Origin of the sequence: Nocardioides plantarum, assembly GCF_006346395.1 — a bacterium.
Taxonomy (GTDB): Bacteria; Actinomycetota; Actinomycetes; order Propionibacteriales; family Nocardioidaceae; genus Nocardioides; species Nocardioides plantarum.
In genome coordinates this window covers 1345456-1367404 of sequence record NZ_VDMS01000001.1, presented here as the reverse complement: position 1 = coordinate 1367404, position 21949 = coordinate 1345456, and the positions used below count along the sequence as shown (strand labels likewise).

Sequence of the window (21949 nt, the reverse complement as noted above, 5' to 3'; positions counted from 1 at the left end):
CTGTGATCGTACGGCGATCGGCCCTGTGATCTTCTCCACGCGCGTGTGACTTCCGGCTGTTCATCCCCCGTTCACCACACCGCGCACGGCCGGGCCCGGCGTCCGCCTACCCTCGGACCCATGCGCGATCAGTTCCTCGAACAGCTCCAGGCCGTCTTCGACGACCTCGCCGCCATCTGCCGCCAGGTCGAGTCCGCCGTGGCCCAGGCCACGCTGGCCCTGATGACCGGCGACGTCCTCACCGCAGAGCGGGTGATCAGCGCCGACGTCGACATCGACCGGGCTCGCGAGCGGGTCGAGGACGCCGCCTTCGACATCCTGTCGCTGCAGCAGCCCGTCGCCGGCGACCTGCGCACCGTGGTCGCGGCCCTGCGGATGGTCAGCGAGCTGGAGCGGATGGGCGACCTGTCGGTCCACGTCGCGAAGATCGCGCGACTGCGCGTGCCCGAGATCGCCGTGCCCGAGGACGCGCGCCCCACCATCGAGCGGATGGCCGCCGTCGCCGAGGACATGGTCCGCCGCGTCGCCCAGATCATCACCGACCGCGACGTCGAGGCCGCCATCGTCCTGGGCCGCGACGACGAGGAGATGGACCAGCTGCGCCGGACCAGCTTCGCCGAGCTGCTCTCCGACGACTGGGGCCACGGCGTCGAGGCCGCCGTCGACATCGCCCTGCTCGGCCGCTACTACGAGCGCATCGCCGACCACGCGGTCTCGGTCGCCAACCGGGTCGTCTTCGTCGTCACGGGCGAGAGCCCGCACGCCGTCTCCAGCCACTGACCCACTGACCGACTGACCCCCTGACCGACTGCGGGGGGTTGAGGCGGGCGAACTCGCGCAATCGAACGAGTTGGCTGGGCGTGACCAACTCGTTCGATCGAACGGGTCGGGCCGTCGGATCGGCTGATCGGGGCCACTAACTCGTTCAATTGAACGGGTTGTCGACGGGACCCACAGGACCCACCGCGGGGGCCTGTGGATGACGAGAGCGCGGCCCGGCGTTTCGGGGCAGCCTGGCTTGCCATGAGCGACGACATCAGGAGCAGCCCCGGCTCCCCGGACGACGACGTGGAGCCGGTCGACGTCGACCGGCCCTTCACCCGAGCAGGCTTCCGGGCCTCCGGGCTCAATCCCGGGACGCTGCACGAGCCGGAGTACACCCGCGTCATGCCGTGGGTCTGGGTCCGCAAGGTCGCGATCGACAGGTTCACCCTCATCCGCGCGGCACTGCTCATCCATCCGGCCTCGGCGTACGCGAGCTTCGTCTCCGCAGCGATCGTCCTCGGTCTGCCGGTGCCCGATCCGCCGTTCGTCCACGTCACCGTCACGAAGGCGAAGGACCGTCGGTTCCGAGCCCAGATCAAGCCGCACGTCACCGACCGGATCCAGCGCGTGATCGAGCGCAACGGCATCCGGACCACGGACCCGATCGAGACGTTCATCGACTGCGCCGGGCTGCTCGGCCTCGTCGACATGGTCGTGCTGGGCGACGCTCTCGTGAAGCAGTACGGCATCGGTCCGTCCGCGCTCGTCCGAGCGTGCGCGGGCAGCACGGACTACTACGCCAAGCTCGCCCTGAACGCCGCGTCGTTCGTGCGTGAGGGAGTCGACTCCCCGATGGAGACCCGCCTGCGCATGCTGATCGTGCTGGCCGGCCTTCCCAAGCCGGTCGTGAACTTCAGGATCCACCACGACGACGGCACCTGGCGACGACGCTTCGACCTCTGCTACCCGTCGCTCAAGCTGATCATCGAGTACGACGGCCTGCATCACGCTCAACCCCAGAACCGGGAGAACGACATCGAGCGTCGCGAGGAGTTCGACGACGAGGGCTACCGGATCATCGTGGTCACGGCCCGAGGCGTCTACCGGACACCGGAGAAGACGTTGCACCGGATCCGCCGACAGCTGGTCCTGCGCGGTGCGTCCGACGTACCCGAGATCGACGACCGCTGGCGGGACTTCTTCGCCGCCTGACTCTGGCGGTGGGTCAACGACTCGTGCAATTGAACGGGTCGGGTGCCGCTGGGGGCTCGATCAGGCCACTGACTCGTTCAATTGCGCGAGTTAGGCGCCGCGAGCAACCCGATCACCCACCAACTCGTTCGATTGCACGAGTCAGCGAGCGGACGGACGACCCACCCGCCAGCCTGGGTCAGTGACCCTGCTTGGCCACGGCCTCGGCCGCAGCCGCGGCGGCGACCGGGTCGAGGTAGCGACCGCCGGGGGTGACCGGGGCGAGGTCGTCGTCGAGGTCGTAGACCAGCGGCTGCCCGGTGGGGATGTTGAGGCCGGCGATGTCGTCGTCGCTGATGCCGTCGAGGTGCTTGACGATCGCGCGCAGGCTGTTGCCGTGGGCCGCGACGAGGACGATGCCGCCCGCGCGCAGGTCGGCGGCGACGTCGGACTCCCAGTAGGGGAGCAGACGGCCGATGACGTCCTTGAGGCACTCGCTGCGGGGGAGGTCGTCGCCCAAGCCGGAGTATTGCGGGAGACGGACCGGGCTGTAGCGGTCGTCGTCGGCCAGCGGCGGGGGAGGCACGTCGAAGGAACGGCGCCAGAGCATGAACTGCTCCTCGCCGAACTCGTCGCGGACCTGCTTCTTGTCCTTGCCCTGCAGGGCGCCGTAGTGGCGCTCGTTGAGGCGCCAGGAGCGGCGTACGGGGATCCAGTGCCGGTCGCAGGCGTCGAGGGCGAGGTGGGCGGTCGTGATCGCACGGCGCTGCAGCGAGGTGTGGAGGACGTCGGGCAGCAGCCCGGCCTCGGCGAGCAGCCGGCCGCCGGCGACGGCCTGCTCGCGGCCGGCCTCGGTCAGGTCGACGTCGACCCAGCCGGTGAACAGGTTCTTGGCGTTCCACTCGCTCTCGCCGTGGCGGAGCAGGACCAGGGTGCTCATTCGGTGCCCTCTCCCTCGCCGCCGCCGTGCTCGACAGCCGGGAGCGCCGTGCACGAGTAGGCGTCGGTGTCCTCCTCGGCGCCCTCGGACGCCCCCTCGGACGGCTCCTCGGTCGACTCCGAGCTCGTGTCCTCCGACGGCTCCGCGCTCTCGGTCCCGGTGCCGGGGTCGAGGGTGGGGGTGCCGGTCGGGAGCGTCAGCTCGGTCAGCTTGTCGAGGGAGTACTGGTGGCACGGGGGCACGACCGACACGTTGACGGTGGTGGCCTGGCCGTTGGAGAAGGTCAGCGTCACGGGCACGAACTGGCCGGCCTTGAAGGTGCCATCGATGGCCAGGCCGCCGGTCTGGAACAGGCTGACCCGGCCGTTGGGGGCGATCTCGAGGGGCTTCTCGGTGCCCTCGGGCTGGACCCGGTCGCTCTCCTCGATGCCCTCGAGAGAGATCGGGTTCTGGAGGTCCTTGTTGACCAGCGTCGCGACGAACAGCCCGACATCGTCCTGGCCGGCGATGACGACCGCCCCGAGCACGTCGACGGTGCCCGCGCGGTCGTTGGTGCCGGCACTGATCGTGTTGATCCGGTTGGTCTGGTAGCCGAACCCGCACCCGCTGAGCAGCGTGGACGCAAGCAGCGCCCCGGCAGCGAGGAGGGTCAGTCGGTGGGACCGGAGGCGCCGCAGCTGCATGGTGTGACCTTCGCAAGGACGAGACGGGGACGAGCGTGGCCAAGACTAGTGGGGGTCGCCCCCGGCCCGCTCACTGGCGCAGCCCGACGGTCGCGCCCACGACCACCATCGCCGCCACGACGACGCCGAGGTAGGCCGCCGTGACCACCAGCAGCCGGGCCGCGCCCAGGCGCCGCCCCAGCACCAGCGGCAGCGTGCTCCACCCCTCCGCGTCGTCGGCGACCAGGCCCCAGATCGCGCGCAGCACGTGCACCCCGACGCCGAGCAGTGCGAACAGCACGACCATCGCGACCTCGGGCGGGTCGCCCTGGGCGTCGCCGCCCCAGCCGCCGAGGGCGACGTACGGCGCGTAGAGGGCGAACTGCGTCGCCCAGCTGACCCATGACAGCCGCCCCCGGCGCAGCGCGACGTTGCCGGACAGGCCGACCACGAGCGCGGCGAGGTAGTAGAGACCGGCGGTGACACCGGTCGAGATCGAGAGCGGGACGACCAGCAGCAGCGCGATCACCAGGGCGTACCACGTCGTGCCGGGGTCGAGCCGTCCGTCGGCCACCGGCTTGTGCGGCACGTCGTGGCGGTCGTCGACGGCGCGGTCGACGAGGTCGTTGTGCCAGCCGAGCACGGCCTGCCCGACCACCGCGGTGGCGGCCACGACGGCGGCCTCGCGCGGGTCGCGGCCGGCGGCCAGCGCCACCACCGCCAGTCCGGCCCCGGTGGCCAGGGCCTGGCGCGGATGGGTGGCCTGGAGCAGCAGCACCGGCGTCGAGTCGAGGACCGAGAGCCGCAGCCGCGCCGTGGTCGAGCCGGGCGCGAACCGCCGCGGAGCCGGTACGACGTCGGCGTCGGCCGGGCCCTCCGACCGCCCGGCCCGCTGGGTGGTCGGCTCGCTCGCGGGGGCGTCGACCGACGACTCCGCGGGCTCATCCCCGGCACGGTCGCGTCGCTTCCTGCCCTGCACCTTGGCCATGTCGAGCAGTATCGACCACCGCGGCCCGGGGGCGCCCGCGCCACCCCGAGAACCCCTCGCCACCACACGATCGGGCTTCTGTCAAGGTCCCCAAAGCGTCGCTCTAGGCCTCTGACCTGCACAAACGTCGTCTGAGAGGTTCCTGAGCCGTGCTAGGATGGAGGCCTAGGAAGGGGTCAATCACATATGACTTTCACCGTCGGCGAAACGGTCGTCTATCCCAATCACGGGGCTGCCATCATCGAGGACATCGAGATGCGCACGATCAAGGGGGAGGACCGCGAATACCTGGTGCTCCGGATCGTCGCCCAGCAGGACCTCGTGGTCCGCGTGCCCGCCTGCAACCTCGACCTCGTGGGCGTCCGCGACGTCGTCGACAAGGAGGGCCTCGACCGTGTGTTCGACGTCATCCGTGCCGAGCACGTCGAGGAGCCGACCAACTGGTCGCGCCGCTACAAGGCCAACCTCGAGAAGCTGCACAGCGGCGACGTCATGAAGGTCGCCGAGGTCGTCCGCGACCTGTGGCGTCGTGACCGTGACCGTGGCCTGTCCGCCGGCGAGAAGCGGATGCTGGCCAAGGCGCGCCAGATCCTCGTCTCCGAGCTGGCCCTGGCCGAGCACACCAACGAGGACAAGGCCGAGACCATCCTCGACGAGGTCCTCGCGTCCTGACCCCTGGTCCCAGACCACCTCGACAGCCCCGGCTCCGGCCGGGGCTGTCGTGCGTCCGGGGCTCGTCTACGGTCAGGACCGATGTACGACGACGACGAACCCACGGTGCTCGGCACGGTCCTGACCGACGGTCGCGGCTCGCTGCCGTTCCTGCTCGTGCACGGTGAGTCCCTCGTGGCCGCCGCGGCCTGGGGGCTGGGCGAGGCCGGGGTGACGATCGCCGACGACTCCGTGCCGTGGGAGGGCCTGGTCGAGGCCGAGGCGCCGCTGGTCCTGCACGACAGCCTGTGCCCGCTGACCCCGCCCGAGTTCATCGCCGCATGCGTCGCGCGCAGCGCCGAGACCGGCGCCGTGGTCGTCGGCACCCGGCCGGTCACCGACACCGTGAAGCGGGTCGCCGACGGCTACGTCGGCGCGACCGTCGACCGCGACGACCTGCTCGTCGTCTGCTCGCCCCTCGTCCTGCCGGCCGCTGTGGTCGCCGCGCTCCCCGGCCTGCCGTCCCTCGACCTCACCGAGCTCGTGGGCGTGCTCAGGGCGTCGTACGACGTGGTGACGGTGACCGCGCCGCCGAGTGCCGCCCGGGTCTCAGGACCCGACGACGTCCGGCTGCTCGAGGCCCTCGGCCAGGGCTAGGTCGTCCGGCCAGGTGACCTTGAGGTTGACCGGGCTGCTGGCCACGGCCGCGATCCGTACGTCGGGCGCGTAGCGCTCCAGGCAGGCGGCGGTGTCGGTGCCCGCGAAGCCGTCGGCGTCGGCCGCGGCGTAGGCCGCGAGCAGCCGCTCGGCGTCGAAGGCCTGCGGGGTCTGCACCGCACCGAGGCCGGGTACGGCGCCACCGGGCCCCAGCAGCGTCGGCGCCGGCACCACCGGGATGGCGCCGCCGTGCTCGCGGGCCGCGGCCAGCACGGCGTCGAAGAGACCGGTCGTGGCCAGCGGGCGAGCCCCGTCGTGGATCGCGACGACGTCGATCGCCCCCGACGCCACGTCGTCGCGCAGCACGCGCAGGGCCGCCCACTCGGAGTCGTGCCGCGTCGCACCTCCGACCACGAGCGCGACCTCGGCGACCCCCAGGTGCGGGCCGAGCGCGGCGGCGACCGCGTCCTGCTCGCCGTCGCGCACCACGACGAGCACGCGGGTCACCCCACCGACCGCGAGCGCGGTCAGGACCGAGCGGGCCAGCAGCGGGACGCCGCCCAGCGGCAGCAGCACCTTGTTGACCTCGGCGCCCACGCGGGTCCCGGAGCCGGCGGCGAGGACGATGACGGCGGCGGGCACGAGGCGAGTCTGCCAGGCGTCGAGACCGGCGCCGCGACGATCATTTTCACGGCTGTAACACGGCGAAACGTGTGCGTGCCGAGCGCCGATCTACGTTCCCAGGCATGACGCCTCGGTCGCCGTCCCGCGAGGAGTGGCAGCCCGTGTGCAAGATCGCCGACCTCGAGGTCGAGCGCGGGGTGGCCGCCCTCGTGCACGGGCAGTCGGTGGCGATCTTCCGCGCCGCGGACGACGCGGTCTACGCCCTGGGCAACCACGACCCGTTCGCCAAGGCCTCGATGATCGCCCGCGGCATCGTCGGGGTGCGCCAGGGCGTCCCCTTCGTCGCCTCCCCGGCCCACAAGCACGCCTTCGACCTGCGCACCGGCCGCTGCCTCGAGGACGCCCACGTCGCGGTCCCGGCGTACGCCGTCAAGGTCATCGACGGTGTCGTGCTGGTCGGACACCGCAAGGCTGCCGCCGCCTGACTACCGCGGGTAGACCAGGGCGGTGGCGAGCGCCGCGGCACCCTCGCCGCGGCCGGTGAGACCCAGGCCGTCGGTGGTGGTGGCGGCGACCGAGACGGGTGCGCCGACCGCGGCCGAGAGCACCGCCTCGGCCTCGGTACGGCGTGAGCCGAGCCGGGGACGGCCGGCGACCACCTGCACCGCCACGTTGCCGACCTCGAACCCGGCGGCGCGGACCCGCCGCGCGGTCTCGGTGAGCAGGGAGACCCCGGAGGCGCCCGACCACTCCGGCTCGGCGGTGCCGAAGTTGGAGCCGAGGTCGCCCAGTCCGGCGGCCGACAGCAGGGCGTCGCACGCCGCGTGGGCCGCGACGTCGGCGTCGGAGTGGCCCTCGAGGCCCTGCGTCTCGTCGGGGAACGACAGCCCCGCCAGGTGCATGGGCACCCCGTCGGCGTAGCGGTGCACGTCGACGCCGATGCCGGTCCGCGGCAGGCCGGGAGGCGGGCCCGGAGGCGGGCCCGGAGGCGGGGAGGTCACCTGAGGATCATGCCTGAGACATGATGTGGCCATGAAGAGGTCCGTGGCGGCGTGGTCGTTCGCCGGCGTGCTGGCCGGGTTCACCGGCCTCGCGGTCAACTACGCGCTGACCGCGTGGTGGGACCAGACGAGCGCCGTGGTCGCCGTGGCCGACGTCGTCCGCGACCACTCGCCGGCCGACCTGGTCAACTGGGCCCGCAAGAACTCCGGCAAGAAGATCACCATCCCGGTGATCCTGCTGATCCTGGCCGCCGTCTTCGCGCTGGCCGGACGTCTCGGCCGCCGGACGATCGCCGCTGCGGCCTGCGTCTACCTGGTCGTCGCGGTGATCGGCGGCGCCGCGGTGCTGGCCGTCAACGGCGCGAAGGCGACCGACCTGGTCGCCGTCGCGCTCGGCCTGGTCGTGATGGTCGCCTCGATGGCCGCCATCGGCCGGCGGCTGTCGCGGCTGCAGTCGCTCGACGACCAGGACGTCTTCGGCGTCGTGTGGCGCGGACGGCGCCGCGACCTCTTCGCGGTGATCGCCGCCGTGGCCGGCGCGGCCGTGGCGGCCACGGTCGCCAGCCGGTTCCTCGGGCAGGACGTGCGCAAGCAGAAGGCCGAGCAGCAGAGCCTGCGGCTGCCGGTGTCGAAGCCGGTCGTGCCGCCCGGGGTCGAGCTCGACATCGACGGCGTGCAGCCGTGGGAGACGCCGGCCGACGAGTTCTACCTCATCGACACCGCGTTCTCCCGGCCCGTGCTGCTCGCCGAGGACTGGGAGCTGCGCATCCACGGCATGGTCGACCGCGAGATCGTGCTGACCTACAACGACCTGATCGCCCGCGAGGGCGTCGAGGCCTGGATCACCCTCAACTGCGTCTCCAACGAGGTCGGTGGCGACCTCATCGGCAACGCCTGGTGGAGCGGTGTGCTGCTCGCCCCGATCCTCGCCGAGGCCGGCCCCCAGGCCGGTGCCGACGCGGTCCTGCAGACCTCCGTCGACGGCTGGGACTGCGCGACGCCGCTCGACGTGATCATGGACGGCCGCCAGGCCATGCTCGCCGTGGCGATGAACGGCGACCCGCTGCCGCGCGACCACGGCTACCCCGTCCGCACGATCGTCCCGGGCCTCTACGGCTACGTCTCGGGCACCAAGTGGGTCGTCGAGATGGAGGTGACGACGTTCGAGAAGGTCGACGCCTACTGGACCCAGCGCGGCTGGGGCGAGCTCGGCCCGGTCAAGATGGCCTCCACGATCGAGGTGCCCTCCGACGGCGACGACGTCTCGGCCGGTGAGGTCGTCGTGGCCGGCACCGCCTGGATCCAGCACACCGGCATCTCCTCGGTCGACGTCCAGGTGGACGGCGGCCCGTGGACCCCGGCCACCCTCGGCCGCGCCGCCAACCTCGACACCTGGGTCCAGTGGAAGGTCACCCTCGACCTCGAGGAGGGCGAGCACATGGTCTCGGTGCGCGCGACCGACGCCGACGGCAACGTGCAGACCAGCGTGCGCGCCGACGTACTGCCCGACGGGGCGACCGGCTGGCACTCGGTCAGCTTCACGGCGTCGTGACGTACGACGACGACTTCGCCGCACGCACCGGCGTCGCGCTCGTGGTGGGCGGCAACGGCGGCCTGGGCGCCGCGGTCGCCGACCTGCTCGCCGCGCGGGGAGCCCGTGTCGCGGTGACCTACCGACGCCGGCCGCCCGGCCGCGAGGCGGCGTACCGGCTCGACCTGGACGACCTCGACTCCGTGCCCGGCGTGATCGCGCAGGTCGCCCACGACGGCAGCGGGCTGCACACGCTCGTGCACGCGGCCGGCCCGCACGTGCCGATGGTGCACCTGTCGCGGGTCAGCCCCGCGCAGATGGCCGAGCAGCTCGCCGCCGACGCCGCGGCCTTCTTCGCGGTCGCCCACGCCGCGCTCCCGCACCTGCGGGCCGCGCGCGGCTCGCTCGTCGCGATCACCACCGCCGCGACCGCGCGCTACCCCGTGCGCGACGGCCTGTCGTCGGGCCCCAAGGCCGCGGTCGAGGCACTGGTGCGCGCGCTGGCCGCCGAGGAGGGCCGATTCGGGGTGCGGGTCAACGCCGTCGGCCCCGGGATGCTCACCGACGGCATGGCCGAACGGCTCATCGGCTCCGGCGACCTGTCCGACGCCGACCTCGAGATCACCCGCTCCCACATCCCGCTGCGCCGGTTCGGCTCGGCGGTCGACGTCGCCGAGGCCGTCTGCTTCCTGGCCTCGGACCGCGCCGGGTTCGTCAGTGGGCAGAAGCTGGACGTCGACGGGGGTTATGGGGTGTAGGTGGGGGCTGTGGTGCACCGGTGGGAAATTCTCCGCCCCGGTGGTGAAACTCCCACCTCCATCACGAAGTTTCGTCGAACCGGTGGGAGTTTCACCGCTTCAGCGGAGAATTTCCCAACGCATCACCAGTTGCCCAGACCGCCCGAAGGCAGCGGGTGCTTGGCGTCCCGGATGACGTAGACCAGTCCGCCCGACGTCGGCAGCCACGCCCGCTCGAACTGCGCCCGGTCGTAGGTGCGGCGTACGCCGCTGCGCGTGGAGGAGGCGGGGTCGTTGACCACGACGTCGCCGGACCGGGTGAAGCCCGCGATCACCATCAGGTGGCCGTTGGTCGAGCTGATCGGGGCGCCGTCGAGCTCGCCCCTGCCGAACGTCACCGACGCGACGAGGGGGATGCCGGCCTTGATGAAGCGCTCGGCCTCGCGCAGGCTGCGCAGGCGGGTGACGAACGCCTTGCCGGCCAGCGGGGCGGCGTAGGCGGTGTTGAAGGGCCAGTTGCCGGTGCCGTCGTAGTCGTGGTCGTAGGTCATCCGGGCGGCGTGGTCGACCCAGGGATCGGTGTGCTTCGAGCCCACCCAGGCGTACGCCGAGGCCTTGGGCAGCCTGCGGTAGTAGGCCAGCACCATCGACGTCGAGGTCGGCGAGCACCAGGCCTCGCCGCCGTTGCCCCACTGCGGGTAGTGGCCCTTGTGGATCATCTGGGAGTAGCGGGGGACGTCGAGCACGATGCCGGCGCCCGAGCCGGGCTCGGAGACCTTCGGGGTCGTGGTCGGCAGGGCGGAGGTGACCGCGCCGACGGTGTCGAGCGAGGGGCGCGCGGTGGTGCCGGCGCGGCGGGCGAGCACGACGCGGACCTGCCAGGACTTCAGGGCCCGCACGGTCTTCCAGGTGTCGACGTCGACCTTGCCGAGGTCGTCGCCCTGACCGGAGATGGTGGTGCGCTTGATGTGGGCGTCGCCGGCGGCCCAGCGGCCCATCACGTCCCACGACGAGAGCTTGCCGGCCGAGTCGCGCCCGCGGACGCGGACCTCGACGAAGCTGTCGCCCGGGGTCGTGGCCGACCACGACGCGATGAGCTGGGTGAACCCGAATCCCGGCGTCTCCCACGGCGATTCCCAGGTCGCGGCGTCGTAGCGCACGGAGCCGACGGTCAGGCGCGTGGTGCCGGAGGAGAAGCTCGCGCGACCGTTGCTGATCGTGACGCCGGACGTGCGACCGCGCTTCAGCTGGGTCGTGGAGTCCCACTGCTGGTAGGCGATGCGGCGCTCGGAGGTCACGGACGCGGCGCTCGCGTCCGGCGTACCAGGGCTCACCGTGGCAACGTAACAGGACGCGACGAGCGCGCTGAGGAGGAGGGGAAGGCGCACAGGACGACGATAGGTCACATTCGTCCCATCCGTCCCACGCTGCCGGGATGGGCCACCAGGCCCGCAAGTCAATAGACTCGGCCGGTGACCATCCGGCTCTACGACACCGCGACGCGCGAGGTGCGCGACTTCCGACCCCTCGAGGAGGGGAAGGCGGGCATCTACGTCTGTGGTCTCACGGTGCAGTCGGAGCCCCACGTCGGGCACGTGCGGTCGGCGGTCAACTTCGACGTGCTGCGCCGGTGGCTGACCCACCAGGGCTACGCCGTCACGTTCATCCGCAACGTCACCGACATCGACGACAAGATCCTCGCCAAGGCCGACGAGCAGGGCCGGCCGTGGTTCAACCTCGCCTACGAGATGCACGGCAGGCTCACCGAGGCCCTGGCGGCCATCAACGTGCTGCCGCCGACCTACGAGCCGTCGGCCACCGGGCACGTGCCCGAGATGCTCGAGCTGATCCAGGCGCTGATCGCCCGGGGCCACGCCTACGCGGCCGACGACGGCTCGGGTGACGTCTACTTCGACGTGCGCTCGTGGCCGTCGTACGGCGAGCTCACCGGTCAGAAGGTCGACGACATGGAGGCGGCCGGCGACGCCGATCCCCGTGGCAAGCGCGACCCCCGCGACTTCGCGCTGTGGAAGGGCTTCAAGAAGGAGCACGAGCCGGAGACGGCGGCGTGGCCCTCGCCGTACGGCCCGGGTCGGCCCGGGTGGCACATCGAGTGCTCGGCGATGGCCGGCAAGTACCTCGGCCGGGCGTTCGACATCCACGGCGGCGGCCTCGACCTGCGCTTCCCGCACCACGAGAACGAGATGGCCCAGTCCCGTGCGGCCGGCCAGGACTTCGCTTCGTACTGGATGCACAACGCCTGGATCACCACCGCCGGCGAGAAGATGAGCAAGTCGCTCGGCAACTCCCTGCAGGTGCCCAAGGTGCTCGAGCGCGTGCGCGGCGTCGAGCTGCGCTTCTACATGCTCAGCGCCCACTACCGGTCCCATGTCGAGTTCTCCTTCGAGGCGCTCGACGAGGCGGCGGTCGGCTTCCGGCGCATCGAGACCTTCCTCGAGCGGGTGCCCGAGCCGACGGCGTCCGAGGTGCCCGACGCGTTCGCCGCCGCCATGGACGACGATCTCGGTACCCCCGCCGCCGTCGCGGTCGTCTACGACACCGTCCGCGAGGGCAACCGGCTGCTCGCCGAGGGTCACGACGCCGCCGAGCAGGCGGCCAGCGTGCTGGCCATGCTCCAGGTGCTCGGCCTGGACCCCCGTGACCCCGCCTGGGGCGGGGGAGCGAGCAACGACGCGGCCCTCACCGCCGCCGTCGACGCCCTCGTCGCCGGCCTGCTCGAGCAGCGCGCCGAGGCGCGCGCCGCCAAGGACTTCGCCCGCGCGGACCTCATCCGCGACCAGATCAAGACGGCCGGCATCGAGGTGGAGGACACCCCCACCGGCCCGAAATGGAGCCTCATCTAATGCCCGGTAACTCTCAACGCAAGGGCTCGGTCCGCAAGACGAGCAAGAAGCCCACCGCCGGTTCGGGCGGTCGCGTCAAGCGCGGCCTCGAGGGCCGCGGGCCCACGCCCAAGGCCACCGAGCGCGAATACCACAAGGCTCACAAGGCCGTGCAGGCCAAGAAGCGCGCCGCGTCCAAGGGTGGGCCGCGCCGCAAGGGCACCGACGCCGAGTGGATCGCCGGACGCAACTCCGTCCTCGAGGCGCTGCGCGAGGGCATCCCGATCACGGGCCTGTACGTCGCCGAGGGCGCCGAGCGCGACGGTCGGCTGCGCGAGGCCTTCAAGATCGCCCAGGACAAGGGCCTGAGCCTGCTCGAGGTCAGCAAGGGCGAGCTCGACCGGCTCACCGACCGCGCCGTCCACCAGGGCCTCGCCGCGCGCATCCCTCCCTACGAGTACGCCGACCCGGACGACCTGTTCGAGCTCGCCGACAAGAACCGTGAGAAGGCACTGGTCGTCGTGCTCGACTCGATCACCGACCCGCGCAACCTCGGCGCGATCATCCGCAGCGCCGCCGGGTTCGGCGCCCACGGCGTCGTGATCCCCGAGCGGCGGGCGGCCGGCATGACTGCCTCGGCGTGGAAGACCAGCGCCGGCGCCGCCGCACGGCTGCCCGTGGCGCAGACCGTCAACCTGGTCCGCCAGCTGAAGTCGTTCCAGGAGCAGGAAGGCTGCCAGGTGATCGGCCTGGCCGCCGACGGCGACCTCTCCCTGCCCGAGCTGGTCGCCGACCGCGAGCTGGTCCGCGGCCCACTGGTGATCGTGGTCGGCGCCGAGGGCGACGGCCTGGGCCGCCTGGTCGCCGAGACCTGCGACCACCTGGTCTCGATCCCGATGGCCAACACCCTCGAGTCGCTCAACGCCGGCGTGGCCGCCTCCGTGGTGCTGTACGCCGTCAACGAGGCCCGGGCCTAGGCCCACGGCCTCGGCCTCGGCCTCGGGACCTATGCAGCCTGGAGGCTTCGCCTCGATCGAGGATCCGTCGGATCGGGGCCCTTTCACTGCAGGTCTCACGGGGTCGGGGTGTCCGCGCGCCTACCATTCCGGGTCTCGCCGTCCAGGACGCTCGCTGCGCTCGCGCCGCTTCGCGGCGGCCTTCGGCCGTCCTTGACCGCGAGCCTCTCCCGGAATGGTGACGGCGCAGACAAGGGCGGGCTGCGCCGCGCCCTCGTCCAGCGCGGACACCCCGACAGCCGGCGATCTGGCGACTGGAGAGATTCCCGTGAACCTGGTTCACGGGAATCTCTCCGGTCCACGCACCGGCCAGGCCAGCGGTGCGTCAGCCACCGAACCGACCCATCCGAGGCACCACAACGGTGGCTCACCCACCGCCCGATCCAGGCGGCCAGGCCGGCGGTGCCGCAGCGACCGAACCCGGACACGAAACGGTCGCCAGCTCACCGCCCGATTTGAGGGCGGTGGCATAGCGACCGAACCCCGACGCGGAACGGTCGCCAGCTCACCGCCCGGTCCGTAGCGGCGCCGACCCGCACACCCCGAAGACCTGCCACCAGACGACGTCGAGGGCCGCAGGACGCCGCACGCCCCGAGGCTCAGGCCTCGGTCTCGGTCTCGGGGTCGGGTCTCTGCATCAGCACCGTGTCGACGTAGTCGCGCGCGGCGTCGTGGATGGGGACCTCGTGCCCGGCGCGCTCGGAGAGGTACCACCGGTGCACGAGCACCTCGTGGAACACCTCGGCGGCCTCGAGCTTGCCGCGGGCCTCGGGCGGGACCATCGCGGTGATCGGCTCGTAGATCTCGGTCAGCCAGCGGTGGGCGACCAGCGACCGGTCCTCGCCACCGAGGTCGCCGTGGGCGGTGAACGAGGCGAGGTCGTTGAGGAGCCGGCGCGCCTGGCCGTCCTCGACGTTGAGGCCCGTCAGCGCCTGCAGCTCGCGGCAGTGGTGGCCGAGCTCGACGGCCCTGGGCTGGATGCGCACCCAGTCGCCGCCGATGTCGGTGACGATGTCGAGCTCCTCGACGTCGAAGCCGAGGTCGTTGAGGCGCTCGATGCGCTGCTCGATGCGCCACATCTCGTCGAGCCCGAACTCCTCGACGCCGGTCAGCTCGTCCCACAGGGCGGCGTACCGGTCGGCGAGGAGCTCGACGATCTCGTGGGCGCCGACCTGGGTGTCGATGGCCTCGCTGGCCTGCAGGTCGAGCAGCTCGGCGAAGACGTTCTCGGTCGCGATCGTCACGTCGTGCTGGCGCATCCCGGCGGAGAGCTGCGGACGCAGCTCACCGGTCTCGGCGTCGACGAGATAGGCGGCGAACCCGCCCGCGTTGCGCCGGAAGAGCACGTTGCTCAGCGAGACGTCGCCCCAGTAGAAGCCGGCCAGGTGGAGGCGGACCAGCAGCACCACGAGCGCGTCGACCAGGGCCGGGAGGTTGTCGGCGTTCATGCCGTGGGCGAAGAGGCTGCGGTAGGGGAGCGAGAACCGCAGGTGCTCGGTGAGCAGGGCGCTCGGCAGGTCCTCGCCCTGCTCGTCGACGCGTCCGGTCACCACGCCTTGGGGGACGACGGCCGGCAGACCGAGGCGCTGCAGGTCGCGCAGCAGCCGGTACTCGCGGAACGCGATCTCCTCCACCGTCTCCTTGACGGCGTAGGTGCGGTCGCGCAGGCGCACGATCCGGACGACGTGGCGCGACAGGCCGCGGGGGAGGGGGACGACGTGGTCGTCGGTCCAGTCCTCCAGGCACGTCGCCCACGGCAGGGTGAGCAGCGCGGGGTCGGGCCGGTTGGCCACGATGTGCAGCGCCATACCTGCACCGTAGCCCTGTCGTGCCGGCGGTGGGCGGTGGTCAGGGCTCGAGCAGGACCGCGCCGGGGCCGCGCTCGGCCATCTCGTCGTCGGGGTTGGTGAGGTAGCACGACCGCAGGCTCAGGCAGCCGCAGCCGATGCAGCTGTCGAGCTTGTCGCGCAGCAGCTCGATCCGCCGGATCTGCTCGTCGAGCCGGGGTCGCCAGGCGTTGCTGATCCGGTGCCAGTCGGCCTTGGTCGGCGTACGCCCGTCGGGCAGGTCGGCCAGGGCCTCGCGGATCTCGCCGAGGCTGAGGCCGACGCGTTGGGCGGTGCGCACGAACGCCACCCGTCGCAGCGTCGAGGCGGGGTAGCGACGCTGGTTGCCGATCGTGCGCTCGGAGCTGATGAGCCCGCGGTCCTCGTAGAAGCGCAGTGCACTGGGGGCCACCCCCGACCGCTCGGCCAGCTGACCGATCGTCAACGTCATGACGCCAGCCTAACTTCAAGCGTCATCGAGGTTGCGTATGGCGATCGTGCGCCTCGCCTCGAGGGATGCGCGGGTGATCGGCGGGAGCGTGCTGGCCGTCGACGGCCACCTGGGCCGACGGGCCCTAGGATGTGGGCGCTGCATGCCGGTGTAGCTCAGTTGGTAGAGCGCGTCTCTTGTAAAGACGATGTCGCGGGTTCGACTCCTGTCACCGGCTCCGAGGGGCAATCCTTGAACGCCCGGCTCCGCCGGCGACTCAGCGCAGCTGGCGCGCCTCGAACCGCGCCGGCGGTGCCGCGATCGCGTCCTGGGCGGCGATGAGCTGGATCTCGCGGGTGCCGGCGGTGAGGGTCGCCTCGAGGACCGAGTAGACCGACGAGGTGGTGAGCTCGAGTGCGCGGGCGGGGGAGCCGGTGCTGGTCAGGTGGGCCAGGTAGAGCGCGGCCGTCACGTCGCCGCAGCCGTTGGGCGCGATCGGCAGCAGGGGGGTCGTGACGACCCAGGCGCCGGCATCGGAGACGGCGACGACGTCGAGGGTGTCGGGTGCCGAGTCGGCGTGCAGGACCGAGGTGACCAGCACGTCGCGGGGGCCGGTGGCGCGGACCACCTCGACGGCGTCGAGCACCTCGGTCAGGGTGGTGGTCGAGCGGCCGGCCAGGAAGTCGAGCTCGAAGTGGTTGGGCGTCACGATGTCGGCGCGCGGCACCACCTCGTCGCGCAGGTACGCCGGGATGCCCGGCTTGACGAACATCCCGCGGCCCACGTCGCCCATCACGGGGTCGCAGCAGTAGACCGCGGCCGGGTTGAGCTCCTTGACGCGGGCGACGGCGTCCAGGACGACCCTGCCGACGGCCGGGTCGCCCTGGTAGCCCGACAGCACCGCGTCGGCGGTGCCGAGGACGCCGCGGTCGTCGATGCCGGCGATGACCTCGCGCACGTCGGCGGGGTCGAGCAGCGGGCCGCGCCACGCGCCGTACCCGGTGTGGTTGGAGAAGTGGACCGTGAGGACCGGCCAGACCTCGTGCCCGAGGCGCTGCAGCGGGAAGACCGCGGCGGAGTTGCCGACATGGCCGTAGGCGACCGAGGACTGGATCGACAGGATCTTCACGAGGGTGATTCTGGCTCAGGTGAACCCGTGGGTCTCGAGACGGGCCGTACGGCGCGAGCAAGCTCGCGCCGTACCGGCCCCCTCGACCTCCTCGCTGGTCAGCGTCTCGACGAGCGAGCTCGTCGAAACGCTGGCTCGGACGAACTAGAACGCGTTACAGTTTCGCCGATGTGTGGTGGGCCACACCCAGAACCAGTCGACGAGCAGGAACGGGCGGGTCAGGCATGGCGAAGAAGCCGGAGTACCAGAACGAGGCCGACTACGTGGTGGTCGGCTCCGGGAGCTCGGGAGCCGCGATCGCCGGCCGCCTCGCGGAGTCCGGCGCGAGCGTGATCGTGCTCGAGGCCGGCAAGACCGACGAGAAGTTCCTGACCCGGAAGCCCGGGATGATCGGGCCGATGCACTCGGTGCCCGAGATCAAGAGGACCGTCGACTGGGGCTACTACTCGACGCCGCAGAAGCACCTCCTCGACCGCAAGATGCCGGTGCCGCGAGGCAAGGTCGTCGGCGGGTCGAGCTCGATCAACGGCATGGTCTACGTGCGTGGCAACCGCGCCAACTTCGACTCCTGGGCCGCCGAGGGCAACGTCGGCTGGGACGCCGACACCGTCAATGCGGCGTACAAGAGGATGGAGGACTTCGAGGACGGCGAGAACGCCTTCCGCGGCACCGGCGGTCCGATCCGGATCACCCGCAACAAGTTCCCGCAGGAGGGCGCGCTGCAGTTCCTGCAGGCGACGTCCGACGCGACCGGCTGCGAGATCCTCGACGACTACAACGGCGCGTCCCAGGAGGGCGTCAGTCGGATGCAGCAGAACGCCGCTGACGGCCTGCGCTACTCCGCCTCGCGCGGCTACATCCACAACCTGGCCCCGCGCACGCTGCAGCTGCAGAGCGAGGTGCTGGTCACCCGGGTCGTGGTAAAGAACGGCCGCGCGACCGGCGTCGAGGTCACCGACGTCAGCAAGAAGGGCGGCGGCGCCAAGCGCACCATCCGGGCCGGCAAGGAGGTCATCCTCTCGGCCGGGTTCGTCGGCTCCGCGCAGATCCTGATGCTCTCGGGCATCGGTCACGCCCAGCACCTCAAGGACCACGGCATCCAGGTCGTCGCCGACCTCCCCGTGGGCGACAACCTGCACGACCACATGTTCCACGCGCTGACCTTCCACGCGACGTCGAGCAAGAACCGCGGCACCGCGCCCTACTTCGCCAAGGGGATCGCCAAGGAGGTCCTGCGCCCCGGTACGACGTTCCTGGCCAACTCGGTCTTCGAGGTGCTCGCCTTCCTCAAGACCTCGCAGGCCAAGGACGTGCCCGACCTCCAGCTGCACCTGCTGCCGTGGTCCTACGTCTCGCCCAACCAGGACGAGCCGATCCGCCACGACGTCGACCCCCGTACGTCGCTGACCGTGCTCGCGACGCTGATCTATCCCAAGAGCCGCGGCACGCTGCGGCTCGCGTCGGCCGACCCGACCGCCTCTCCGCTGATCGACTTCCAGTACCTCGCCGACCCGTCGGACCTCGAGGTCCTCGGCGAGGGGTCCGAGATGGTCCGCCAGATCATGGCGGGCTCGGCGTTCAAGGGCGCGGTCAAGGAGGAGATCCACCCGGGCACCGACCTCCAGGGCCAGGAGCTGCGCGACGCGATCCTCAACCGGGCGACCTCGGTCTACCACGGGGTCGGCACCTGCCGGATGGGCGTCGACGAGCTGTCCGTCGTCACCCCGGACCTCAAGGTCCGCGGCGTCGAGGGCCTCCGGGTCGCCGACGCCTCGATCATGCCGTCGATCACCGGCGGCAACACCAACGCGCCCGCGATCATGATCGGCGAGCGCGGCGCCGACCTGATCCTCGGGAGGGGATGAGCATGAGCCAGGACCTGCAGCGTCCGGCGTCGGTCACCGACGCGTTCCTCCAGCAGCTCGTCGAGCGGGTTCCGTCGACCGCCGGTGGAACCTGGAAGCTCACCGAGGTCTACACCGGCGAGGTCCTGGTCGAGCTCCCGCAGTCGACGCCGGCCGACATCGAGCGGGCGTTCGCGGCCGCCCGGGTGGCGCAGGCGGAGTGGTCGCAGTGGCCGCTGGCCAAGCGGCTCAAGGTCTTCAAGAGGGCGCACGCGCTCTTCGTCGAGAACGCCCACAGGACCGCCGACCTGATCCAGGTCGAGAGCGGCAAGAACCGGCGGATGGCGATCGAGGAGACCTGCGACCCGCCGATGGTGATGAGCCACTACATCAAGCACGCGCCTCGGCTGCTGGCGCCGGTCACCAAGGGCGGGCCGGTCCCGTTCCTGACCAGGTCGACCGCGATCCGCCAGCCCAAGGGCGTCGTCGGTGTCATCGCGCCGTGGAACTTCCCCTTCGCCACCGGCATCTCCGACGCCGTCACCGCCCTGATCGCCGGCAACGGCGTCGTGCTCAAGCCCGACAACAAGACGGCGCTCTCGCCGCTGTGGGGCATCCAGATGCTCGAGGACGCCGGCCTGCCGAAGGGCCTGTTCCAGGTCGTCTGCGGCGAGGGCCCCGACGTCGGTCCGACGCTCATCGACCACGCCAACTACGTCATGTTCACCGGCTCCACCGCCACGGGTCGCGTCATCGGCGAGCGCGCCGGGCGCAACCTCATCGGCGCCTGCCTCGAGCTCGGCGGCAAGAACCCGATGATCGTGCTCGACGACGCCGACATGGACGACGTCGTCGAGGGCGCGGTCTTCGGCGTCTTCGGCAACACCGGTCAGATCTGCATGCACATCGAGCGGATCTACCTCCCGGAGAGCCGGTACGCCGAGTTTCGCGACAAGTTCGTGGCCCGGGCCAAGGGGCTCGACGTACGCGCCTCCTACGACTTCGGCCCCGAGATGGGCTCCCTCGTCTCGCCCGACCACAAGGAGCGCGTGCAGTCGCACGTCGACGACGCCGTCGCCAAGGGCGCCACCGTGCTCGCGGGCGGCCGGCCGCGCCCCGACCTCGGCCCGGCGTTCTACGAGCCGACGATCCTCGAGGGCGTCACCCAGGACATGCTCACCGGCTCGTGCGAGACCTTCGGGCCGGTGGTGGCCCTGCACCGCTACCGCACCGTCGACGAGGCCGTCGCCCTGGCCAACGACACCGACTACGGCCTCAACGCCTCCGTGTGGGGTGGCGACGTCGAGGCCGCGTCAGCCGTCGCCCGCCGGATCCAGTCCGGCAACGTCAACGTCAACGACATCCTGGCCACGGCGTTCGCCTCCAAGGGCACCCCGTCCGGCGGGGTCAAGCAGTCCGGCGTCGGTGCCCGCCACGGCGACCAGGGCCTGACCAAGTACACCGACGTGCAGAACCTCGCGGTGCTCAAGAAGCAGGTCATGGGCGCGCGCCCGGGCCAGAACTACGACGACTACGTCAAGGGGATGCTGTCCGGGCTGTCGATGATGCGCAGGACGCGCCTGCGCTGACCACGCGTCGCCCGAGGCGTGACGGGCTAGCGTCGAGGTCATGACGAACGACGCAGACATGGACTACCGGCCCCTCGGCGACAGCGGCCTGATGGTGAGCGCGGTCGGCATCGGCTGCAACGCCTTCAGCCGACGGGTCGACCTCGACGGCGTGCGCGACATCCTCGACGCCGCCTCCGACGTCGGCGTGACGCTGCTCGACACCGCCGACATCTACGGCGATCCCAGTGGCGGCAGCGAGGAGCTGCTCGGCGAGGCGCTGCAGGGTCGACGTGACGAGTTCGTGCTGGCCACGAAGTTCGGCATGGACATGAACGGCGCCAACGGGGCCGACCGCGGCGTACGGGCCTCGCGCCACTACGTCCGGCGCGCGGTCGAGGCGAGCCTGCGCCGGCTCCGCACCGACCACATCGACCTCTACCAGCTGCACCGGCCCGACGACGTGACGCCGATCGAGGAGACGCTGTCGGTGCTGACCGACCTGGTCCGGGAGGGCAAGGTCCTCTACCTCGGCTCGTCCAACTTCTCCGGCTGGCAGGTCGCCGACGCCGAGTGGACCTCGCGCAGCGCGGGCCTCGAGCGGTTCGTCAGCGTGCAGAACCGCTACTCGCTGCTCGACCGCGGCCTCGAGGACGAGGTGGTGCCGGCCTGCGAGCAGTACGGGCTCGGCGTCCTGCCGTTCTTCCCGCTCGAGTACGGCCTGCTGACCGGCAAGTACCGCCGGGGCCAGGCGGCACCCGACGGCTCGCGGGCGAGCAGCGGGCCCGCCCCGTGGCTCGAGAGCGCCGACTGGGACCGGATCGAGGCCCTCGAGGCGTACGCCGCCGCGCGCGACCTCGAGCCGATCGACGTCGCGATCGCCGGGCTCGCCGCGCAGCCGGCAGTGTCGTCGGTCATCGCCGGCGCGACCTCGGGCGACCAGGTGCGACGCAACGCCGCGGCCCTGCGCTGGGAGCCCACCGAGGCCGATCTCGTCGAGCTCGACGAGATCACCGCCGGCGACTGAGCCGGCGACCCTACGGCGACGGGCCGGTCGGCCTGCGTGAGGTCGACTCGGCCCGTGACCGTCAGAGGTGGGGGGTCAGGCGCTGATCGCCGCGGTCTGCGGCCCGGAGGTGGCGACCTGGATCTTGCGCGGCTTGGCCCGCTCGGCGACCGGGATCGTCAGGCGCAGCACGCCCGCGTCGTAGCCGGCGTCGATGTGCTCGAGGTCGAGGTTGTCGCCCAGGACCAGCTGGCGGCTGAAGGCGCCGCGGGGCCGCTCGGCCGCCAGCATCTCCCAGTCGCCGTTGCGGCCCAGACGCTCGGCACGGATGGTCAGCACGTTGCGCTCGACGTCGAGGTCGATGGACTCGGGCGAGACGCCCGGCAGGTCGAGCTCGAGGACGAACGTGTCGCCCTCGCGCCAGGCGTCCATGGCCATCGTCACGGGCCGGTTGGTCGTGCCCGGGGACCCGTTGAAGAACTGCTGGGCCAGGCGGTCGAGGTCGCGGAACGGGTCGGTGGTGCGGAGCAGCATGGTGTC

The 21949-nt window shown here is 71.6% G+C and carries 22 protein-coding genes and 1 tRNA gene; 13 read left to right on the top strand and 10 right to left on the bottom strand.

The genetic code is table 11. The features are described 5' to 3' along the window. The first annotated feature begins 120 nt into the window (after positions 1–120). Both phoU and FJQ56_RS06415 read left to right on the top strand, forming a co-directional pair. Positions 121–780, top strand: a complete 660-nt coding sequence (gene phoU / locus FJQ56_RS06420) for a phosphate signaling complex protein PhoU (protein ID WP_140008311.1) — start codon at positions 121–123, stop codon at positions 778–780. 243 nt (positions 781–1023) lie between these two features. After that, positions 1024–1977 carry an endonuclease domain-containing protein gene (locus tag FJQ56_RS06415; RefSeq protein WP_140008310.1) on the top strand — a complete coding sequence of 318 codons (954 nt, stop codon included), beginning with the start codon at positions 1024–1026 and terminating at the stop codon, positions 1975–1977. Between the two features lie 178 nt (positions 1978–2155). On the opposite strand, the gene FJQ56_RS06410 is transcribed toward FJQ56_RS06415, so the two are convergent. From FJQ56_RS06410 to FJQ56_RS06400, 3 genes are all read right to left on the bottom strand, one after another. Then, the gene (locus tag FJQ56_RS06410; protein WP_140008309.1) at positions 2156–2896 is read right to left on the bottom strand and encodes a phosphoglyceromutase; all 741 of its coding nucleotides are present in this window, start codon (positions 2894–2896) and stop codon (positions 2156–2158) included. Beyond that, positions 2893–3579, bottom strand: a complete 687-nt coding sequence (locus FJQ56_RS06405) for a copper chaperone PCu(A)C (protein WP_140008308.1) — start codon at positions 3577–3579, stop codon at positions 2893–2895. Before FJQ56_RS06405 ends, FJQ56_RS06410 begins: the two co-directional genes overlap by 4 nt. A 70-nt stretch (positions 3580–3649) precedes the next feature. Beyond that, complete coding sequence (locus FJQ56_RS06400; protein WP_140008307.1) at positions 3650–4546, bottom strand: UbiA family prenyltransferase; 897 nt, start codon at positions 4544–4546, stop codon at positions 3650–3652. 186 nt (positions 4547–4732) lie between these two features. Between FJQ56_RS06400 and FJQ56_RS06395 the strand changes: the two genes are divergently transcribed. After that, positions 4733–5218: a CarD family transcriptional regulator gene (locus FJQ56_RS06395; RefSeq protein WP_140008306.1), complete on the top strand. Its 486-nt coding sequence runs from the start codon at positions 4733–4735 to the stop codon at positions 5216–5218. A gap of 81 nt (positions 5219–5299) precedes the next feature. Beyond that, entirely contained in the window at positions 5300–5854 is a 555-nt protein-coding gene (locus tag FJQ56_RS06390; RefSeq protein WP_140008305.1) for a 2-C-methyl-D-erythritol 4-phosphate cytidylyltransferase, read from the top strand. Here FJQ56_RS06390 and FJQ56_RS06385 read toward each other — a convergent pair. Next, positions 5807–6496: an IspD/TarI family cytidylyltransferase gene (locus FJQ56_RS06385; RefSeq protein WP_140008304.1), complete on the bottom strand. Its 690-nt coding sequence runs from the start codon at positions 6494–6496 to the stop codon at positions 5807–5809. The two genes, FJQ56_RS06390 and FJQ56_RS06385, sit on opposite strands and share 48 nt — an antisense overlap. A 104-nt stretch (positions 6497–6600) precedes the next feature. Here FJQ56_RS06385 and nirD point away from each other — a divergent pair, with 104 nt between their 5' ends. Beyond that, positions 6601–6963, top strand: coding sequence for a nitrite reductase small subunit NirD (gene nirD / locus FJQ56_RS06380; protein WP_140008303.1), 363 nt, complete (start codon positions 6601–6603; stop codon positions 6961–6963). On the opposite strand, the gene ispF is transcribed toward nirD, so the two are convergent. Next, positions 6964–7479 (bottom strand): 2-C-methyl-D-erythritol 2,4-cyclodiphosphate synthase, encoded by a 516-nt coding sequence (gene ispF / locus FJQ56_RS06375; RefSeq protein WP_140008302.1) that lies wholly within the window; start codon positions 7477–7479, stop codon positions 6964–6966. It abuts the gene before it with no gap. Between the two features lie 31 nt (positions 7480–7510). Between ispF and FJQ56_RS06370 the strand changes: the two genes are divergently transcribed. After that, the gene (locus tag FJQ56_RS06370; RefSeq protein WP_140008301.1) at positions 7511–9031 is read left to right on the top strand and encodes a molybdopterin-dependent oxidoreductase; all 1521 of its coding nucleotides are present in this window, start codon (positions 7511–7513) and stop codon (positions 9029–9031) included. Next, positions 9028–9768 carry an SDR family NAD(P)-dependent oxidoreductase gene (locus FJQ56_RS06365; protein WP_140008300.1) on the top strand — a complete coding sequence of 247 codons (741 nt, stop codon included), beginning with the start codon at positions 9028–9030 and terminating at the stop codon, positions 9766–9768. The genes FJQ56_RS06370 and FJQ56_RS06365 overlap by 4 nt, the downstream gene beginning before the upstream one ends. Positions 9769–9890: 122 nt before the next feature. Here FJQ56_RS06365 and FJQ56_RS06360 read toward each other — a convergent pair whose 3' ends face one another. Continuing rightward, entirely contained in the window at positions 9891–11081 is a 1191-nt protein-coding gene (locus FJQ56_RS06360) for a C39 family peptidase (RefSeq protein WP_246084013.1), read from the bottom strand. Between the two features lie 138 nt (positions 11082–11219). On the opposite strand from FJQ56_RS06360, the gene cysS reads away from it, so the two are divergent. Continuing rightward, positions 11220–12611 carry a cysteine--tRNA ligase gene (gene cysS, locus FJQ56_RS06355; protein ID WP_140008298.1) on the top strand — a complete coding sequence of 464 codons (1392 nt, stop codon included), beginning with the start codon at positions 11220–11222 and terminating at the stop codon, positions 12609–12611. Beyond that, positions 12611–13567 (top strand): 23S rRNA (guanosine(2251)-2'-O)-methyltransferase RlmB, encoded by a 957-nt coding sequence (gene rlmB, locus FJQ56_RS06350; protein ID WP_140008297.1) that lies wholly within the window; start codon positions 12611–12613, stop codon positions 13565–13567. Before cysS ends, rlmB begins: the two co-directional genes overlap by 1 nt. 638 nt (positions 13568–14205) lie before the next feature. On the opposite strand, the gene FJQ56_RS06345 is transcribed toward rlmB, so the two are convergent. Beyond that, on the bottom strand, positions 14206–15414 hold the full coding sequence (locus FJQ56_RS06345) for a DUF4032 domain-containing protein (protein WP_140008296.1): 1209 nt from the start codon (positions 15412–15414) through the stop codon (positions 14206–14208). 40 nt (positions 15415–15454) lie between these two features. Then, positions 15455–15883, bottom strand: a complete 429-nt coding sequence (gene soxR, locus FJQ56_RS06340; protein WP_140008295.1) for a redox-sensitive transcriptional activator SoxR — start codon at positions 15881–15883, stop codon at positions 15455–15457. Positions 15884–16027: 144 nt separating this feature from the next. Between soxR and FJQ56_RS06335 the strand changes: the two genes are divergently transcribed. Then, positions 16028–16100: transfer RNA gene (locus tag FJQ56_RS06335), tRNA-Thr, on the top strand. A gap of 39 nt (positions 16101–16139) precedes the next feature. Here FJQ56_RS06335 and pdxY read toward each other — a convergent pair. Beyond that, entirely contained in the window at positions 16140–16991 is an 852-nt protein-coding gene (gene pdxY, locus FJQ56_RS06330; protein WP_140008294.1) for a pyridoxal kinase PdxY, read from the bottom strand. Positions 16992–17215: 224 nt separating this feature from the next. Between pdxY and FJQ56_RS06325 the strand changes: the two genes are divergently transcribed. The 3 genes from FJQ56_RS06325 to FJQ56_RS06315 are packed head-to-tail and all read left to right on the top strand — an operon-like array spanning position 17216 to position 21430. Next, on the top strand, positions 17216–18856 hold the full coding sequence (locus FJQ56_RS06325) for a GMC family oxidoreductase (RefSeq protein WP_140008293.1): 1641 nt from the start codon (positions 17216–17218) through the stop codon (positions 18854–18856). 2 nt (positions 18857–18858) lie between these two features. Beyond that, positions 18859–20424 carry a succinic semialdehyde dehydrogenase gene (locus FJQ56_RS06320; RefSeq protein ID WP_246084012.1) on the top strand — a complete coding sequence of 522 codons (1566 nt, stop codon included), beginning with the start codon at positions 18859–18861 and terminating at the stop codon, positions 20422–20424. Positions 20425–20464: 40 nt separating this feature from the next. Further along, positions 20465–21430 carry an aldo/keto reductase gene (locus tag FJQ56_RS06315; protein WP_246084011.1) on the top strand — a complete coding sequence of 322 codons (966 nt, stop codon included), beginning with the start codon at positions 20465–20467 and terminating at the stop codon, positions 21428–21430. A gap of 75 nt (positions 21431–21505) precedes the next feature. Here the strand turns inward: FJQ56_RS06315 and FJQ56_RS06310 are convergent, their stop codons facing one another. Further along, the gene (locus FJQ56_RS06310; RefSeq protein ID WP_140008291.1) at positions 21506–21943 is read right to left on the bottom strand and encodes an Hsp20/alpha crystallin family protein; all 438 of its coding nucleotides are present in this window, start codon (positions 21941–21943) and stop codon (positions 21506–21508) included. Positions 21944–21949 lie beyond the last annotated feature (6 nt).